Source organism: Corallococcus macrosporus DSM 14697 (genome assembly GCF_002305895.1).
Lineage (GTDB): Bacteria > Myxococcota > Myxococcia > Myxococcales > Myxococcaceae > Myxococcus > Myxococcus macrosporus.
Genome location: NZ_CP022203.1, coordinates 8,320,605 through 8,338,654, shown reverse-complemented (window position 1 = coordinate 8,338,654; position 18,050 = coordinate 8,320,605). Strand labels below are relative to the sequence as shown.

The 18,050-nt window shown below is 70.9% G+C and carries 13 protein-coding genes; 5 read left to right on the top strand and 8 right to left on the bottom strand.

Features of this window, described 5'->3' with window-relative positions; all coding sequences use genetic code 11:
- Positions 1 to 12: 12 nt before the first annotated feature.
- On the bottom strand, positions 13 to 2,322 hold the full coding sequence (locus tag MYMAC_RS33860) for a sensor histidine kinase (protein ID WP_095961066.1): 2,310 nt from the start codon (positions 2,320 to 2,322) through the stop codon (positions 13 to 15).
- 227 nt (positions 2,323 to 2,549) lie between these two features.
- Here MYMAC_RS33860 and MYMAC_RS33855 point away from each other — a divergent pair, with 227 nt between their 5' ends.
- The gene (locus MYMAC_RS33855; RefSeq protein WP_239989184.1) at positions 2,550 to 4,952 is read left to right on the top strand and encodes a sensor histidine kinase; all 2,403 of its coding nucleotides are present in this window, start codon (positions 2,550 to 2,552) and stop codon (positions 4,950 to 4,952) included.
- A gap of 9 nt (positions 4,953 to 4,961) precedes the next feature.
- Here the strand turns inward: MYMAC_RS33855 and MYMAC_RS33850 are convergent, their stop codons facing one another.
- Complete coding sequence (locus tag MYMAC_RS33850; protein WP_013937350.1) at positions 4,962 to 5,330, bottom strand: response regulator; 369 nt, start codon at positions 5,328 to 5,330, stop codon at positions 4,962 to 4,964.
- Positions 5,331 to 5,725: 395 nt separating this feature from the next.
- Between MYMAC_RS33850 and MYMAC_RS33845 the strand changes: the two genes are divergently transcribed.
- Positions 5,726 to 6,883, top strand: a complete 1,158-nt coding sequence (locus MYMAC_RS33845) for a CARDB domain-containing protein (protein ID WP_095961064.1) — start codon at positions 5,726 to 5,728, stop codon at positions 6,881 to 6,883.
- 93 nt (positions 6,884 to 6,976) lie between these two features.
- Here the strand turns inward: MYMAC_RS33845 and MYMAC_RS33840 are convergent, their stop codons facing one another.
- Entirely contained in the window at positions 6,977 to 7,579 is a 603-nt protein-coding gene (locus tag MYMAC_RS33840) for a DUF2378 family protein (RefSeq protein WP_043712691.1), read from the bottom strand.
- A 702-nt stretch (positions 7,580 to 8,281) separates the two neighbouring features.
- On the opposite strand from MYMAC_RS33840, the gene MYMAC_RS33835 reads away from it, so the two are divergent.
- Together MYMAC_RS33835 and MYMAC_RS33830 are read left to right on the top strand one after the other, a co-directional pair.
- On the top strand, positions 8,282 to 8,629 hold the full coding sequence (locus MYMAC_RS33835; protein ID WP_013937353.1) for a helix-turn-helix transcriptional regulator: 348 nt from the start codon (positions 8,282 to 8,284) through the stop codon (positions 8,627 to 8,629).
- 60 nt (positions 8,630 to 8,689) lie between these two features.
- The gene (locus tag MYMAC_RS33830) at positions 8,690 to 8,899 is read left to right on the top strand and encodes a hypothetical protein (RefSeq protein WP_095961063.1); all 210 of its coding nucleotides are present in this window, start codon (positions 8,690 to 8,692) and stop codon (positions 8,897 to 8,899) included.
- Positions 8,900 to 9,124: 225 nt separating this feature from the next.
- On the opposite strand, the gene MYMAC_RS33825 is transcribed toward MYMAC_RS33830, so the two are convergent.
- The 5 genes from MYMAC_RS33825 to MYMAC_RS33805 are packed head-to-tail and all read right to left on the bottom strand — an operon-like array spanning position 9,125 to position 14,644.
- Entirely contained in the window at positions 9,125 to 9,943 is an 819-nt protein-coding gene (locus tag MYMAC_RS33825) for an SMI1/KNR4 family protein (protein WP_095961062.1), read from the bottom strand.
- Positions 9,934 to 11,283, bottom strand: coding sequence for a DUF4150 domain-containing protein (locus MYMAC_RS33820; protein WP_095961061.1), 1,350 nt, complete (start codon positions 11,281 to 11,283; stop codon positions 9,934 to 9,936). The genes MYMAC_RS33825 and MYMAC_RS33820 overlap by 10 nt, the downstream gene beginning before the upstream one ends.
- On the bottom strand, positions 11,280 to 12,329 hold the full coding sequence (locus MYMAC_RS33815) for a 3-oxoacyl-ACP synthase (RefSeq protein ID WP_095961060.1): 1,050 nt from the start codon (positions 12,327 to 12,329) through the stop codon (positions 11,280 to 11,282). The genes MYMAC_RS33820 and MYMAC_RS33815 overlap by 4 nt, the downstream gene beginning before the upstream one ends.
- Entirely contained in the window at positions 12,326 to 13,348 is a 1,023-nt protein-coding gene (locus tag MYMAC_RS33810; RefSeq protein WP_095961059.1) for a DUF2169 family type VI secretion system accessory protein, read from the bottom strand. Before MYMAC_RS33810 ends, MYMAC_RS33815 begins: the two co-directional genes overlap by 4 nt.
- 6 nt (positions 13,349 to 13,354) lie before the next feature.
- The gene (locus MYMAC_RS33805) at positions 13,355 to 14,644 is read right to left on the bottom strand and encodes a TIGR02270 family protein (RefSeq protein ID WP_095961058.1); all 1,290 of its coding nucleotides are present in this window, start codon (positions 14,642 to 14,644) and stop codon (positions 13,355 to 13,357) included.
- Positions 14,645 to 15,123: 479 nt separating this feature from the next.
- On the opposite strand from MYMAC_RS33805, the gene MYMAC_RS33800 reads away from it, so the two are divergent.
- A complete protein-coding gene (locus MYMAC_RS33800) occupies positions 15,124 to 17,916 on the top strand; it encodes a TonB family protein (RefSeq protein ID WP_095961777.1) in 2,793 nt (930 codons plus the stop codon).
- Positions 17,917 to 18,050 lie beyond the last annotated feature (134 nt).

Below are 18,050 nucleotides of genomic sequence, written 5' to 3'. Positions count from 1 at the left end.
GCCGCGTGAGGACTACGCCTCCTGGGGAGCCTCGCTCCGGGGGAGGCGGACGATGGCGCAGGTGCCGCCACCCTCACGGGCGGCGAGGTGGATGGTGCCGCCATGCCGGGTGACGATTTCCCGGCTCAGGTAGAGCCCCACGCCCAGGCCCTCCACGCGGCTGATGGCGGACAGCGTGCCGCCCCGGAGCGCGCGGGAGAACAGCGCCTCGCCACCGCCCGGCCCCAGGCCCACGCCCCGGTCCTTCACCTCCAGCACCGCGTCGCCTCCTTCGCGCCGGAGCACCACCTCCACCGGGCCCCCTTCCGGGCTGTAGCGGATGGCGTTGTCCACCAGGTTGTAGACGACCTGCTCCAGCCGGGGCTCGTCCCACCAACCGTCCACGGGCTCCAGCGACAGCTTCAGTGCGTGCTGGGGCGCGGAGGCCGCGCGCCGCTCCGCCACCCGCCGCACCAGCGTGGACAGCTCCAGCGGCATCCGCGCCAGTGACAACCGGCCGCTGGAGAGCTCGGACACATCCAGGAGCTGGTTGACCAGCCGCGCCAGCCGGTCCACCTGCCGGTCCATGAGGACCAGGTCCTGCTGGCGCACCGTCTTCTCCGGGCGCAGCCGCTGCAAGCGCAGCTTGAGGGTGGCCAGGGGCGTCTTCAGCTCGTGGCTGGCGATGGAGAAGAAGGCCACCTTGGCCTGGCTGGCGCGCTCCACCTCCTCCAGGTGTCGCTGGAGGCGGGCCGTCATCTCGTCGAAGGCCAGGCCCAGCTTCTCCACTTCCTCGGTGCCCGGGCGGTGCCGCGGGCCGAAGACGCGCACGTCGCGTTCGCCCGCGGCCATGCGGCCCGCCGCCTCGGCCACGGCCTCCACCGGCCTGGAGACCATGCGGGTCAGCAGGCGGGTGATGGGGATGGCCAGCACCAACGCGAGAGCCAGCGTCGCCAGCAGGGCGCGGTAGGTCCCCACGACGCTGAAGTCCATGAAGCGCATCGGGTGCTCCACCACGATGCGCCAGCCCGGCCTGAGCAGGGACGCGGTCGCCAGGTGCCGCGCCGACAGCGTCCGCCGCAGCTTGGGCGCCTGGGGCTCGGTGACATAGGTGCCGGTCCCAGTGGCGGGCAGCTTCGCCACCACCTCGCCCAGGGAGGTGCCGCCCAGGGACTCGGGCTCCAGCCCCGCCGCCGCGCCGGTGTCGAAGGCCACGGTGCCAGACGGGTCCACCAGCAGCGCGCGCTGGCCCGGGGCCAGGCGCTCCTGGGCCACGGCCCGCATTCGCGGCAGGTTGATGGCGAGCAACGTGAAGCCCTCGAAGCGCTGCTGCCGCAGCAGCGGGGCCACGGCGACCATGACCGGACCCGTCACGGCGGCGCGGCCCGCGAAGACGCCGCTCACCAGGGGCGCGCGCGTGCGGCGCACGTCCTGGAAGTAGGCGCGGTCCGCGAAGTTGGACGCCGCCAGCGGCTGGGACGCCACGCCCAGCGGCGGCCAGATGGCCACCAGGCTGCCGGCGCTGTCGCCAACGCCGCCGTTGAGCGCGAACGCGGAGTGATACACCCATTCCCGCAGCAGCGGCTCCAACCAGGCCGGGGGCGGCCGCTCGCCCTCGCGCTCCCACCTGTTCATGACGACGCTCGCCAGCAGGGCCGCCTGGGATTGCGCGGTGGACAGCTCGGCGTCCACCGTCTCCGCCAGCAGGTGGGCGGTGAAGAGGCCCCGGTCGTCCATGCGGCGGCGCTCGGCGGCATAGCGGGCCCGGCCCTCCAGGGTCCCCACCAGCAGCAACGGCAACGTCAGCGCCAACAGCAGCGCCGAGCTCACCGCCGATGACAGGGTGAAGGTGCGCATCGCGGGCGGCAGCAGCGGCCAGAGCCGGGCGCGCGCCACGGGCGTCATCAGCGCCACCTGCGTCAGCAGCGCCGGCACCAGGCTGTTGAGGGCCTGCTTGAGGGCGATGGCGAAGGCGCTGGAGGACGGAACCTCCGGGCCCAGGCCCAGGCGGTAGCTGATGACGAGGTAGGGGATTCCACCCAGCCAGTAGAGGCAGTCCGCCTGGAGGGGCCAGTAGCGCCGGGTGAGCGCGCCCAGCACGACGCCCTCCATCATCGCGCCCACCATGGCCCACGGATGGCCCCAGAGCTGGAGGGTGGCGGACGCGGCGATGCCGGCGGCCAGCCCCGCGCCCCAGGGGCCCAGCAGCGGGGCCGCGGGGATGACCAGGAAGAACCCCAGGAGGATGTCGAAGCCTGGGATGAGCTCCACGGGAAAACGGTTGAGCACATGGCCCAACAGCCCCACCCCCAGCGCCCAGGCCAACCGTGCGCGCCCGCTCATGTCGAAGGGACCCTAACAACGTCCCCCGTGGTCGCCTCCAGCGCTGTTTTCGAGGAGTGTCGGCGGCACGCACTCCAGCCATCCGAGGCGGCCGCGCGGTCTCCAACATTTCCGCTGCCGGGCACTCGGCGCGCTTTCGGGTTGTCCCCAGCCGTCATGCGCCCTACATCCGCTGAACCGTGCCCATCCTCCTGGCCGAATTCCTACTTCAGCAGCGGGAGTCCATCATGTCGGCGTGGGAGGTGGAGGTGCGCCGCATCCCCGCGGCCCAGGCGCTGCCGCGGCTCGCGCTGCGGGATGGGCTCCCCCGGCTGCTGGAGGTCGTCGCCACGCTGATGCGCCGCGGCGCGCACGGGAGCGTGGAGGCGGGCCTGGGGGAGATTCCGGACCGGCACGCCATCGAGCGGCTGGGCGAGGGCTTCGACCTGCGGCAGGTGGTGACGGAGTACCGGCTGCTGCGCGCGTGCGTGCTGCGCCTGTGGACCCGCCGGGAGAACGCCATCCACCTCCCGGAGGCGGAGCGCGTCTTCCATGAGGCCATGGATGAGGCGGTGGCGGCCTCCGTCAGCCGCTACTCGCTGGCGCGCGAGCGCACGTTGCAGGCGCTGGACCGCATCAGCACCGCGGCCCTGGGCAGCGCCGACGCCGCGGGGCTCCTGCCGCGCCTCCTCCAAGTGCTGCGGGAAACCGTGGCCGTGGTGGACGTGGCGGCCGTCCTGCTGCTGGAGGACGGCGCGCTGCGGGTGGAGAGCGTGGTGGGCAACGGGATGGCCGTGGGAGACGTGGTGCCCGTGGGCGAGGGCTTCACGGGCACCGTCGCGGCCACGCGTCAGCCGCTGCTGGTGCACGACGCCGGCTCGGACCGGCGGGTGAGCGAGCCGTCCCTGCGTGACGCGGGCCTGTCCGCGCTGCTCGGCGCGCCGCTGCTGCTGGGCGAGCAGCTCCTGGGCGTGGTGCTGATGGGCAGCCGGGCCACCCGCGAGCTGTCGGAGGAGGACCAGTTCCTGTTCCGCGCCATGGCGGCGCGCACCACCGCGCTGCTGCTCCAGGCCCAGGCCCATGCCCGCGAGCGCGAGGCGCGCGCCGAGGCGGAGGCGTCCCTGGCGCGCCTGCGGAAGAGCGAGGCGGGCCTGCGGCGCTGGGAGCAGGTCTTCAAGCGCCTGGGCGTGGGCGTGGCCGTGGTGGACGCGGCCGAGGAGCGGCTGAGTGAGGTGAACCCCGCCTTCGCGCGCATGCACGGCTTCGCGCCGGAGGAGCTGACGGGGCGGCGGCTGGAGGACATCTTCGCGCCAGAGGCGCGGGGCGTGCTGCCCAGGCACGTGGCGGCCGCGAACTCCAAGCCGTCCCACGAATACGAGTCACTCCACATCCGGAAGGACGGCACCCGCTTCCCCGCCTTCACGCACATCACCGCCTTCAAGGACGCGGCGGGCCGCGTGGAGCAGCGGGTGGCCACCGTGGTGGACATCACCCAGCGCCGGGCCGTGGAGATGGACCGGCAGCGGCTGCTGAGCGCCATCGAGGCGGAGCGCGCGCGGCTGGCGTCCGTGCTGGACCAGATGCCCGCGGGCGTGTTCATCGCGGACGCGCCGTCAGGAAGGCTGGTGATGGCCAGCCGGCAGGTGGAGGTCATCACCGGCAAGCCCTTCCAGCCCTCCTCGTCCATGCAGGACTACTTGGTGGACTACGGCGTGTCGCTGCATCCGGACGGCAAGCCCTATTCCATGGAGGCGCTGCCGCTGGCGCGCAGCCTCCGCCACGGCGAGGTGGTGCAGGGCGAGGAGATGCTCATCCCCCGCGACGACGGGCAGTACGTCACCGTGCTCCTGTCCAGCTCCCCCATCCTGGACCGGGAGGGCACCATCATCGCGGCGGTGGCCACCATGGTGGATGTCTCCGAGCGGCGCCGCGCCCAGGAGGCCGCGCTCCAGGCGGCGCGCTTCGGCGAGCGGCTGATTGCCATTGTCAGCCACGACCTGCGCAACCCGCTCAACGCCATCCAGCTCTCCGCGACGCAGCTCCTGCACAGCGAGGCGCTGCCGGAGCGTGAGCGGCGGCTGGTGACGCGCATCGCCCGCTCCGGCGACCGGATGAAGCGCATGATTTCGGAGCTGCTGGACTTCACGCGGGGCCGGCTGGGCGGCGGCATTCCCATCCAGCGCGCGGCCAGCGACCTGCGCTCGGTGGTCCGGCTGGGCGTGGAGGAGCTGGAGGCGGCGTGGCCCGAGCGCAAGCTGGCCCTGCGGGTGGAGCCGGGGCGCTACGAGGGCGAGTGGGACGCGGACCGGCTGCTCCAGGTGGTCAGCAACCTGGGCGGCAACGCGCTCCAATACAGCCCCGCCGACGCGCCGGTGTCCTTCACGCTGTCGGATGGCGGGGCGTCGGTGGTGCTGGAGGTCCACAACCCCGGGGAGCCCATTGCCCCGGAGACGCTGCCCCGCCTCTTCGACCCCTTCCGCCGGGGCGCCATCGTGGGGGCCGGAGGCAGCGGCAGCAGCGGCCTGGGGCTCGGGCTCTACATCGTCGAACAGGTGGTGAAGGGCCACGGCGGCCGCATCGAGGTGACCTCCACCGCCCAGGCGGGCACCACCTTCCGGGTGGCGCTGCCCCGCCTGCCCACGGGCGGCTGACGCCCGCCCTCAGCCGGGGCTCACCACGCGGTCCAGGGTGGCGCGAAGCTCGAACAAATCCACGGGCTTGGGCACCGTGGCCCGGATGCCCTCGGGCAGGGGCTGCGAGCTCCCCGCGCCGGACACCACCACCACGGGCAGGGCGCTGAGCCGCGCGTCCTGGCGCACGTGGCGCATCAGCTCCCAGCCGCTCATCACCGGCATCATCAGGTCCAGCAGCACCGCGGCCGGCAGGGGCGGCCGGCTCAGGCGCTCCCAGGCGGAGAGCCCGTTGCCCGCCGTCTCCACGGTGAAGCCCTCCAGGGTGAGGAACTCCTCCAACAGCTCCCGGCTGTCGGCGTGGTCTTCCACGAGGAGGACGAGGTTGGGCGTGGACATGAGGCCGTAGCCTTGTACTGAAGTCCAATGTCCGCCAGGGCTCCCCGGTGATGCGTCCGCCCGTGGACGTCCGAGGTGTCCACCGCGTCACGATGCGGGGGATGGCGGTGATGTCGACTATTTCAGGAATGCGTCTGTTTTGACTCGTGTGGGGCGCCGGATACACAGCCGCGTGTTTCAAGGTGTCTGGATTACCAGGAAGTGAGGCGCGGGTGTCAGGGCTCACCCTGGCGGAGGGTGGGGTAAATACAGGTTGATGGAAATAATTGTCTCCACATGCACTGGGAGTCCGTGGTATCCGGGGAAACGACCCGACATAAACGAGTGGCCTCGGTGAGAGGCATTACCCCACCCTCTGCAGTGCAGGCATGCGCCCGGCATGCCAGGAGACAGACATGTCACGGAATCATTGCGTCCCCACGCTCACCGCGTTGTTTCTTCTGACGGGCTGTGAGGGCGCCGTTCCCCAGGAGGCTCCGGCCCATGTCGACACGATGGCGTTTCAGCGCCAGGCGGGCGTCGAGACGGGCCTGGACCTGAGCGTGGTGGACCTGGTCGCCTCGTGCGAGGCCACGGCGCTGACCCTCTCGGCGGGCATCAAGAACGAGGCGCCCTTCGGCATCGCGGGCTCCACCGCGGCCGTCTACGCGGGGGCGCCGGGCGCGGGCGGCGTGCGGCTGGGCACCGTCAGCGTGCCCTTCCTGGTGGGGGGGGAGACGTTCCCCTTCTCGCTGTCGTTCACGGTGCCGGAGGGCACCACGGAGGTGGTCGTCGTCGCTGACGAGGACGCCGCGTACCCGGAGGACGACGAGGAGAACAACTTCGCCTCCATGACCTTCGACATCCCCTGTGCCACCAACCAGGCGCCGGTGGCGAGCTGCCAGGACGTCACCGTCGTCGCGAACGAGTCGTGTCAGGGCGTGGCCAGCATCGACAACGGCTCCTTCGACCCGGACAGCTTCCCGGGGCCCTTCTCCACGGTGCAGCTCCCCGCGGGCCCGTACGGGCTGGGCACCACGGCCGTGGAGCTCCAGGTCTCCGACGGCCTGCTCACCAACGCGTGCTCGGCGAACGTGACGGTCGTCGACGCCAGCGCCCCCACCCCGGGCGCCAACCAGGGCCTGGTCATCCTGCCGGAGGCGGGCTCCGACTACGTGCTGGTGTCCCTGGCGGACTGCGCGGCGCCGGCCGTGGACAACTGCGGCGGCACGCTCGACCTGGATGCGTCCGCCACCATCGTCCGCGTCACCTCCGACGAGTCCAATGACGCCCTGTCCCTGCTGCGGCTGCTGGCGTGCGAGGACATCAAGCTGAGCCCGGACCGCAAGTCCGCGATGGTGCGCGCCGAGTCGGCGCTGCTGGGCAACGGCCGCGTCTACAACTTCACCTATGTCGTGCAGGACGCGTCCGGCAACAGCGCCACCGGCACCTGCAACGTGAAGGTGCCCGCGCTGCTGGGCAACCCCGCCATCGACTCGGGCGTGCGGTACTGCCAGGGTGACGGCTGCCCCTCGGGCTCGAAGTACCCCGGGCTGCTCTGCTCGCTGCTGTGAGTTGAAGCGCCGCCCCGTCCCGCCTGTCGCGGGGCGGGGCCTCCTTCCGCCGCGGGGGCCCTGGAGCGACGGGCCGCCGGCGGCGGCTTCGTTTCAGCGCCAGGACAGCGCGTACTCCGTGTCGAGCAGGCCCAGCTCACGGCCCTGCACCACGAGGTCGCGCGCGCCCACAGCCTCCAGGGCGGCGCGCAGCACGCCCTCGTGGTAGGCGGCCGGCATGAAGTCCCGCTTCATGACGAAGCGGCCACCGCGAGGCCCCGTCCACACCATGCTCCGCTCGCCGTAGCTCACCGCCGCGAGGAACCCGGCGGGGAGCTGCCCGAGCAGCAGCCGCGGCTCGTCGTAGGCGAGCATCAGCATGGTGCGGCCCGCGACGGACTCCAGGAAGTCGTGCGCGGCCTTCTGGCCCATGACGCGGTGGGCGGCGGCCATGCCGCCACAGTGCCCGGCGAGCAGGCCGGCCGCCTGGTAGGCCAGCGGCAGGAACTGGGAGATGGGATAGCTGAAGAAGTCGACGTAGCGCTTCTCTGGCAGGGATTGTCGGCAAAGCTGCTCCATGCCGGAGCCGCCAATGCGCCGCACCGTGTCCAGGATGCCCCGGAAGAACATGCCGCGCGCGGTGTCGCCGGGGGTGGCCAGCGCGCAGCGCAGCCGCAGCTCGCGCACGGCGTCCGCTTCCAGGGGCTGTGGCGGCACGGGTTCCCGCGGGCGCCGCGGGGGCAATCTCAATTCCATTGCGGAGGGACTCCAGGAGAAAGGGGGGCGGCGTCAGGCCGAAGCCAGACGCGCTGTGCGCCAAGGTGGATGCCGGCCCCCACATGGGCGGCGTGAACCTGGCCGCGCATGCCCAAACCCACGCGTCTGGCGGCGGGCCCCGGAGGAAGGGGCCGCACGGACAGGTCGCGGAAGTGTTGCCGTAATGATGCACATTGCATGGAGTGGTTTCGCGAGGCAACCCTGCTCGTCGAATTTCGGTGGAGGGATTGGCCGTGCCAGTAAAGACAGACATGGCGTCCAGGGCGGGATGGACCCGGTGCGCCGGGGCGAGCGGGGCCGCGCTGCTCGGACGTCTGCCCGGCGCGAGGCCGGGCCCGCGGCGCCTTCGCGTGTGGTGCCGGGTGCGATATTTTCGCGGAGGGTGCGGGGCGGGGACTACCTTCCATATCGGTATTTCGCCTGAGGACGTGCCGGGTTATAAGTCACTGGAAAACTGGTGACCGAGCGCGACCTGTTCCCGGGCAGGGCGTGGGCTCGGCCCGTACTCACAAGGTTGACGCAGTGAAGACCCACCTTGAAGGTCCTGCCTCTCCCCGCAAGCGGCCCCGGTCCCAGCCCCGCAGTCCGGCGGATCGCGCCAGGAAGTCGCGGGAGCAACTGGAGAGCCGCCTGGCGGAGAGTGTGGGGGAGGCTGCGCGCGGGGCTCGGCTGCGCGCGGGGCTCACGCAGGCGGATGTCGCGGAGCGTGTGGGCATCGCGGCGGAGGTCTATGGGCGCATGGAGCGGGGGAAGATGATGCCCAGCGTGCCCACGCTGTTCCGCCTGTGTCTGGCGCTGCGCTTGTCGGCGGACGTCGGGCTGGGGCTCGCCACGGCGGCCAGCGTCGGCGCCGCGCTCTGGGAAGGGGACTCCGGGCACCGGGACCAACTGCCGGAGATGCGGAAGGTGCTCCGGTCGCTGCGGCGCATGTCGCGAAGTCAGCTCAACCTGATGAACCAGGTCGCGGCAGCCATCCTGCCTGAGCGGTAGGGCGGGCGGTGTGGGTGCGGAACTCGCTCAAAGAATGCGCTGGGCGACAGCTTCTGTCCGGTGAGCATCCGCCTTCTCTTCAAAGCCCTCAAGTCCGGCGTGGGACTGACGGCGCTGCGCGCCACGCGGCCTGGTGCGGTGCTCTCGTTGGTGTACGCCAAGGTGATTGCCCTGGCCCTCTCGCGCCTCCTGGAATTCTCGATGCAGCACAAGGTCGGCGAGTCGGGCCAACAGCAGGTGACGGGCGGCTCGCGCTGGTGCTGGCATTGACCCGCTGCGCCCCATTGCTGCTGTCCCATGCGATGATGAGCCGGGGCGTGACGCTGGAGCAATTGGAGGAGCGTATCCTCCTCATCGCGGAGGTGGCCGCCCGTTCACGCCAGCAACGTCGCGAGCGTGAACGACGCAGGTGCGAAGCTTCCCTCGGGAGCGGCCGCTAAACCGGAAGCGGATGACACAGTTATGGGGACACGACCCATGTGGATGGTAACCCCGTCAACCACCGCTCAACTCCTCCTCGTGGTCGCTGATGACTTCCACCAGAATCCGCTGCTGTGCCTTGTCACGCGCACGCAATCTCAGTCCCGTACGCGGAATTGATGCTGTAGGTGCTCGGATAAGGGCAATCGCGCCATACTCTGTGTGCTCCAGAGGAACCACCTCTGACGAGGCCCCGAGTTCGGTGAGCGAGAATCCCAGGCGCGTGAGAAAGTCGTATGTTTTGGCCGGAGTCTCAGGTTTCCGCCCAAGGCTGTAGTACTCCGTTTGATTCTCCGGTTCGGCATCAAAGACGATTCTGGATACAATGATTGTTCGCAGCCAGTCGGAGAAGGTTGGGAAGGGTCGCTCTACCTCCCCCTTTCCACGGACCAGGTCCTCTTCGTGAATGCGGATGATTGCCGCGTCCCGTCCGTCGGGTGTTGGACGGAAGAGTTCGAAGATATCGTCCGTGTCGCGCCTCCCGGTACTATTGAACTCCTCCTCCTCGCCAATGGTGAACCTGAGATACTGGCGAGCATCCGGCCGTTCCCGTTGCAGGTCCTCGCGGTCCTCCAGCAGCGCCGAAATAGAGGTTGTGCCGAACGTCAACCGCAGGCTGCCAGTCGATGCGCCCATCGTCTCCAGAAACTCGCGATACACGTGAGGCAGCGCATTGAGCCCTCCATGCGGCTTGGCCAGGGCGGCAATCTGGTCGGCAGTGGCCGGCTTGAAGTCCTGGGTGCTACCGGGCTTCCATCGCTCCATGAACGAAAGCAAGCCCGGCATCGACAAGGGCGGGGGGGCCTCAAGAAGCTTCGACCAGGTCATCTGCATTTCTGCACCTCGATGTCACACCGAACCATGAAAAGTGTGTCCTGACACGACTGGCAGGAAAGCACGGTCTCACCCGACTTGCGTCGCATATCAACGCGTTCCCCATCGGCCTCGACACTTCTACCTTCATTGAGGGCAGCGACGACCGCCGCGACACTTGGAGGCTTCCATGCCCCCGCCCCCATGCCGTCAGGTCCCACTGCTCTAACCTTGGGCGGGGAGTATTCGGAGGGGCCGCGATAGAGTACTGGGTAGGCCAGCTTCCTGGCGCTGGGAAAGGCGAAGAACATCTCCGTCATGGAATTCGCGACGTGGCCGCTCTTGCCGATGAGTTTGGCGCCCGCGCAAGTTCCAGGCTTGTTGTTGTATCCTGCTTTTTTATCGGCGACTGACGTCTCCGTAGCGTCCCACCGCTTGGTGAGCTTTCTGATGGCCTCAGTGTCTCCCGCGGCACACCTTGGATTGAGGGCAAGGAAGTCCTCCAGCGTTGCGGCCTCGCCAATAACGGTGCATCCGTGAGCCTCGGCGATGGCGATGAAGCCAGGAGGCACCTCGCCACCCGACATCGCCGCGAACCTCTCGCCGTCGCGGCACACCATGACGCCAAACATGTATCCGGTAGAGTCCGCCCGTCGATGGCCCTCAAGTCCCTTGCGCTTCACCTCGAGTTTCTGAATTTCGGCCCTTCGCTCATCCAGGGTCGCCTGTTTTGGCGGTGGATTCGTGCCCTCGAGAAGGCGCTTGAGTTGGGCTTCCTTTGTAATGATTCCCTGATGGACCGTGGCCCACTCGGCCTCGCGTGCCTTGAGCTTTTGGAGAATCTCGTTAGCGATGGCGAGACTCTGCTCCGGAAGCTCCATCACCGCATGGCTGTCCGGGTCCTTCTGGCAGATGATGCACGCGCCCTTGAAGTCGTCGCCGTAGGCGAAGCCCGTCCCGTTGTGCCCATTCGACATGAACGCGGTGTTGAACGAGTTGCCGTTGTGGAGGGTGACGTCGAGGTAGCGCACGACGCCCTTGCCCTCAATCTTCACGTCCACGCTGCCGCTGCCCCAGGCCAGCTTCCCCTTGAATTTGGAGGAGATGAGGCCGCCCGCCGTCCCCGGCTCATCGCCGGAGCTGACGCTCAGCTCGGAGCTGGTCAGCGCCACAGGGTGGCCGTTGATGGTGACGCTCTTGCTGCCCTTGGTGAGCATTGCGTCCTGGGCGGAGTTGACGAAGGGCGCGGGCACTGGCCCGCCGGGCGTCGGCACCTTGCAGACGTCGGGGGCCGCCGAGGTGTGCGTGTTGCCGCTCCCCTTGTGAATGATGGAACGGCCGTTGGCGTAGACCTTGCTCATGTTTCCTCCCTGGCGCTTCGAATCATCTCCACGACGCAGGCTCCGATGCGCCCACTGTCGGCACTGCCATAGACGAGCGTCCTGCGTGCGGTGGGCTGGCGCCAGCGCGCTCGGTGCAGGGCCACGCCCAGCATGACGGGGCCTGCGCCGGCACCCGCGTCCCCCAGTCCTTCGCCCGCGACGAGGACGCGCAGGGGCTCGGGCATGAGGGCGGCGCTGCGCAGGTAGGCGCGGGAGAACTCAGTGGCCCAGAATCCGTCTCCGGGCTGGCAGGCGAATACCGCGTCCATGCGCCGCGTGCCCGTCGCCGCGTTATGCCGCAGGGCACGGAGGGCCTCCGTCAGCCCCTCGGCCAGGCTGGGGGCTGGCTGAGTAAAGGGCTTCGGCTCCACGGCGAGCGACGTGCCCAGCAGGACGCCCGAGGATTCCAGCTTCAGGGACTTGAAGACACCCGGTCGGGCCAGGGCGACGAAGCCTGCGGCCTCGCCAGGGATTCGCCCGTCCGGGTTCCGGCGCCCCAGGTGGAGGCGCGCCTTCATGAGCATCCGCAGCGAGCCGTCGTCAACCAGCGAGTCCACCGCGCCCACCAGGGCCAGCGCCCCCGCGCGGCCGGAGTGCAAGTCCTTCTGGGCCGAGGCCAGGGCCTCGAAGAAGGCGGCCCGTCCGGACTCGTGCACCTGCACGACTTCCAGCCGCCCCGCCGTCTCGGCCAGCGGCGCCTCCACCAGTGCTTCCGGCGCCACGCTGGCGCCCAGCCCCGCCTCGGGTAGTCCGAGGTACAGCGGCACGCGCCCCGGAGGGAGTGCGTCCAGCAGGGGCCGCACACCCTTGAGGGCCTGACGGGCCAGCGCCGCCATGCGCTCGGTGCGCGTGAGGCCGTCGTCGAGGAGGCTCAGCCGCGAGGCGCGCACCGGCTCGGCCACCTCGTCCAGTACCTCCGTCTCCGCGAAGCGCACGAGGCCGGCGCGCAGCGAGGCCAGCGTCATGTGCGTCGAGGTGCCCACCGGCGTGCACAGTCCCAGTCCCACCACCCGCGCCGCGCTCATGGCGCGTCCTCTCCAGGTAGTAACAACCGCACGGTACTCACCTCATGCAGGGCCAACCGCCGGTGCGCCGGAAACGTCGCCCGCCAGGTGAGGACGAGGCGGCCCTCGTCCGGCTCCAGCAGCACCGTGTCCAGCACCATGCGCCGCTTCTCCCGCCGCCCGGCGAAGGTGCAGCGGGCCAGGAGTCGGTGCGTGGGGAGGTGGAAGGCCAGTGGCCCGTCGGGCGAGACGCCTTCCAGCACCACCGCTTCTGCGCCCTGGAGGTGAGTCGAGGCGCGCAGGCCGTCCGGGGCGGCGTGGAAGAAGCGCTCGTCGAAGTCCCGGGGCCAGAGGGGCGCGCGCCTTTCCACCCAGTCCGCGTCGTACGTCCCCGCCCAGCCCAGGCGCGGCTGCCAGTGCCGCGCCACCGGGCCGAAGCCACGGGGTGGGGGCCTGTCCGCCCAGCCGCGCACGAGGGCCTCGGGCGCCTCAATGGAGGGGAGGGGCTTCTCCATCGCCTCCTTCGCGCTGGTGTAGAAGCCCCGGCCCACGGGGTTTCGCGCCTCCTGGCCCGAGGCCGTGGTGCCACCGAAGGCGTACTCGTAGCGCAGCGGTAGGGACTCGAAGGGCAGTGCGTCCGAGGCGCTCAGCCCCATGAGGCCGCGGTACCGCACGCGAGTGCCGAAGACGGTGGCCCGTTTCTCCAGCGTACCCACCCGCACCGCCACCTGCGTGCGCGTCACCTTGCGGCCCCTGGGCGCCCAGGCCTGGCAGTGCAGCAGCACGTCGGTGCCGGGCCGGGTATAGGCCGACTGCGACTCGTAGCGCAGGCTCGACTTCTCCGGCTCGCCCCAATACGCGTCCGTGGTGGCCGGCGATTGCTGCTCCTCGCATACCGCCAGGGGTGTGTCCGTGGCGCGCCCTGCCGGGGGCAGGGCGAAGCTGCCGGAGACGACGAGGACGAGGCACTCCGCGCCCTCCTTCGTCAACGAGAGGAAGTCGGTGGCCGCGAAGGGCGTGAGGTTCTCCAGGGCGGGCATGGGGCGTCAGCGCAGGGTGGAGGGCAGGGGCGTTGCGCGGACGTGCGAGGCCGCGGCCTCGGCCTTCGCAAGGGCTTCGCGTTGGCGCCAGGTGAAGGCGCGCGTGGGAATGCGGTGCTGCCCGCCGGTGCGAATGGCCAACTCCCTCGCCAGGACGGGCCGGCGGCGCATGGGGCTGGACGCCAGCGCCTCCACCAGCACCGGGCCGCTGAAGGGCTGCCCCAGGAGGTAGCGCGTGCCCTTCGCGAAGCGCGTCTGGTTTCGCGCCCACCAGTCCTTCACGGCCGCCACGTCCGGCCAGGGCAGGTCGTCCTCGGGGCGTGGCGTCAAGTCGGCGTCGAGGCTCTCCTCCTCTTCAGGTGGTGCTGGTGCACCTCCGGGCGTCTCTCCCGGCGAGAGGGCGAAGGCGTCCTCCAGGCGCAGGCCCGTCATGGCGGAGAAGGCCTCTCCCGCCAGCCGTGCCACCTCGGGCACCGAGAGGTACCTCACGCAGGCCTCCATGGCCGCCACCCGGCCGCTGAAGCCCAGGGCCCAGAGGGCATCTGCGCGGAGCTCGGCGGACGCCAGCAAGTCCACCAGCAGGGTGGCCTCCGCCTCGTCACCGCCCAGCGCCAGCAACACCATGGCTTCCCGGGCATGCGCGCGGGGCGCCTGCACTTCCTTGCGGCAGGACTCCCAGGCCATGCGCACGCCGGAGGCCAGTCCCGCCTCCATGGCCGCCGCGCGAATGCCGGGGTGCGCCGAGTCGAGCAGTGCGGGCAAGTGCCTGCGCACCGCCTCCTCCGGCAGCGGCAGGCCCGCGCGCAGCGCCGCGATTCGCGCTCGCGGCTCCTCATGGGTGAGGAAGCGCGCCAGCACCTCCGTGGGGGCCTCCTGGCGGAAGGCCAGCGCCTCCAACACGCCGGCCCGCAGGGCCTCGTCCTCCAGCTTCAGCAACTCCAGCAGGCGCGCGCCCAGTCCTGCCGCCTCACTCACCTCCACCGCCCGGAGAATGGCGGCGCGGGCCGGCGCTACCACCCCTCGCAGCCGCACCAGCACCTCGTCCACCTCGCCCAATGCCAGCAGCGCATGCGTCGCGGCCGAAACGCGCGGCGCCTCCTCCGCGTCGAAGGCCGGGCGCACCACCGTGTCCAGGGCGTCCGCGTCCTCCAGCCCTTCCAGGTACGCCAGCAGCCGCTCCTCACGCTCCGCCGTCTCCTCCAGGGTGAAGTCCGGCGCCTCCAGGGCCCGCTCCCACTGCAGCCAGCGGAATTCGGCCGCGTCCAGATACTCCTCCAGCACGTCTACCAACACCATGGTGCCCGCCCTCTGGACCGTGGAGAATAAAGACATTCATGCTTCGCCTGTGGCAGGCGCGTGAGAGTCATTGCCCCATCCGCGGTGGCAATGGCGCGCATTTGACGGAGCGCGTGCGGCCGAGACAACGCATGCCAAACCCAGTACGGCCGGGCGCCGTCCGCCTGTGAACGAAGCTGGCGACAGCGCGGCCTGATTAGAGAAGCGCCGCTCAGTGGCATCGCCCTTCGGGGCAATGACGAGGCTGCCAGCGGCGCCCTGCGCGACGTGGACCGACTCGCCACGGCGGCGCTGCGTGAGGGCGCCCGGCGGAGGTACACCCGAGAAAGCTCCAGGCCTGCCTTGTCGCTTGTCACTCCGCCGGCTCCCTGGCCTCATGGGGGGCGGGGGTGCGCGGCGCCCCATCGGACGAGGGAATGAACCGCGGACCCTGGTGGCGCACCTCCTGGCTCGCAGCGCGCACGGCGGTGGCCGGGGTGATGCTGCTCGTGCCCCTGCTGGCCGCCCAGGCACGGGACGCGGGGACGCCAGGCGGTGAGGACGCCGCCACCCACGCCGAGGTGGAGTTGCACCGCGCGGACGCGGGCTGGACGGTCGGCGTGGACGCGCCCGACGCGGGCGTGGCGCAGGCCGCCTTCGCGCCGCCCACGCTGGTGGCGGACTCGCCCGCCGCCTATCCGCCCGGGCTGGCGTCCGAGGGCGTGGCGGGCGTGGTGGAGCTGGAGCTGTTGCTTGATGATGCCGGCGAGGTGGAGCGGGCGACGCTGACGCGGGGGCTGCATCCGCTCCTGGACCGGGCGGCGCTGCACGCGGCGCCGTCGCTGCGCTTCCAGCCCGCCACCGTGGACGGCCGGCCGGTGGCCGTGCGCATCCTCTTCGAATACCGCTTCGAGGCGCCCGTGCCCGCGGTGGCCGACCGTCCCGAGGCCCCCGCCCAGGTCACCCTGAAGGGCCTGGTGCGCACCAAGGGCAACCGCCGTCCGCTGGTGGGGGCCACGCTCGTGTCGGACGCGCTGCCGGACGCGCCGGTGCAGACGGACGTGGACGGACGCTTCGAGGCGCGCTGGCCCGCGGGCGTCCACCCGGTGCGCGTCCTGGCGCCCGGCCACAAGCCCGCCGTCTTCCGCGAGGGCTTGAGGGCGAACGAGGCGCTGGAGGTGGTGTACGGGCTGGAGCCGCTCATCATCAACCCGTATGAGACGGTGGTCCGGGGGGACCGCGAGCGCACGGAGGTGAGCCGCGTCACCTTGCATGACGCGGAGCTGCGCGAGGTCCCCGGCACCATGGGGGACCCGTTCCGCGTCGTGATGCTGCTGCCCGGCGTGGGCAGCATGGTGTCGGGGGTGGCCTACCCGGTGGTGCGGGGCAGCCAGCCCGCGGCCACGGGCTACTTCCTGGATGGCATCCGCGTCCCCATCCTCTTCCACCTGTTCCTCGGGCCGGCCGTCATCCACCCGGACTTCATCGACGCCATCGACTTCTATCCGGGCTCACCGCCGCCCCGGTACGGGCGGCTGATGGGCGGCGCCATCGACGGGCGCCTCAGCCGCCCGCGGGATGACCGGGTCCACGGCAGCGCCTACGCGGACCTCATCAACGCGGGGTTCTTCATCGAGACGCCGTTCAAGGACACGGGCACCAACGTCAGCCTGGCGGGCCGCTACTCCTATACGCCCTGGCTCATCGCCCTGGCGGCGAACCAGCTCCAGTCACCCCCACCGCCCGGACGGGAGAACCCCAAGGTGGTGCTGGACTTCTGGGATTATCAGGGCCGGGTGGAGCAGCGGCTGGGGGAGGGCACGCTGCGCCTGTTCGCCTTTGGCTCGTCGGACACCTTCGGCGCGGAGGCCCAGGACGCGCTGGGAGACACCGCGCTGCAGTCCATCGTGTTCCACCGCGTGGACCTGCGCCACCGGCACCCGGTGGGCCCCGGCGAGCTGGAGGTGGGCGGGACGTGGGGGCTGGACCGCTTCGCCATCGTCAGCCGCAGCCCGCCCGATGAGGCCACCGAAATCCGTATCGACCAGGGGCACTGGTCCGCGCGCCTGGGCTACACCGCGACGCTGTCCCCCAGCGCCACGCTGCGCGCCGGCGCGGACGTGGAGCACAAGCGCGCCATCGTCGAGCTGCTCCAACAGGAGGGCGGCCCCGACGTGGACCTGGAGGTGGCGCCGGTGGCGCTGGGCACCTTCATGGGCGCGTGGACGGAGCTGGTGTGGCAGCCCCATGAGAAGTGGGCGGTGGTGCCCGGCCTGCGCGTGGACAGCTACCACCTGTCGCCCGGCATCGACCGGCGGGCGCTGGAGCCGCGCCTCACCGTGCGCCACAAGGTGTCGGAGGCGCTCACGCTCAAGGGCGGCGCCGGCCTCTTCCATCAGCCGCCCACCACCCTCATCAGCCTGCCCGTGGTGGACGTGGGGAGCCTGCTGCTGGGGCTCCAACAGGGGGCGCAGCTCTCCGTGGGCGCCGAGTGGAAGGCGTGGCGCGGCCTGGAGGTGGGGCTGGACGTCTATCTCAACCCCATGCTGCGCACCATCGAGCTGACGCCCTTCTCCGACGAGGGCCTGGTGGACGGCGAGGACCCGCCGGACGACGACGTGCCAGCCCCCGGCGCGCCCGGCGGGCTGCGCCGGGGCCTGCAGTTGGGCGATGGCGGCATCCCCGACCGCTCGGACATCGACTTCCCGGACTTCCGCGGCCACGGCATGGCCTACGGCGTGGAGCTCCTGCTGCGCCACCCGCTGGGGGACAACTGGTTCGGCTGGCTGTCGTATTCGCTCCAGCGCAGCACGCGCCGCACGCGCTTCTACCGCTACGACGCGGAGGGGCACCGGGTGGGCGAGGCGGAGGCGGACCTGCCCTTCACCTTCGACCAGACGCACATCCTCAACCTGGTGCTCAGCTACAAGTTCGCCAACAACGTCACGCTGGGCGGCGTGCTGCACTTCAACACCGGGCGCCCCGAGTACGGCAGCCTGGGCTCCCAGACGCACCGCGAGGGCGAGGACGGCGCGGGCCGGCCCGCGTGGGTCAGGGCGGACCGCGATCGCGTGGACCGGCTGCCGGCCTTCCTCCGCTTCGACGTGCGGCTGTCCAAATCGTGGGTCTACGACACCTTCACCCTGGAGGCGTACCTGGACATGCTCAACGTCACCCTCCGCCGGGAGACGCTGGGGTTCGAGTACGAGGGCGGCGCCGGCCGTCCGCTGCGCAAGGACGCGGTGGGGCTGCCCATCGCCCTGCCCATCCTGGGCGTGAAGGGTCGCTATTGAGCACGGCGAGTGATGGATAGCGCACGCTTCGCGCGGCGCCTCCGTCTTGCCCTGGGCACGACGCCGCGCCACGCGGTGTAATCCCTCGCCGCCAGCAGTGCCAGGGGCCGGTCCGCCCCTGGAGCCCGGGCCGC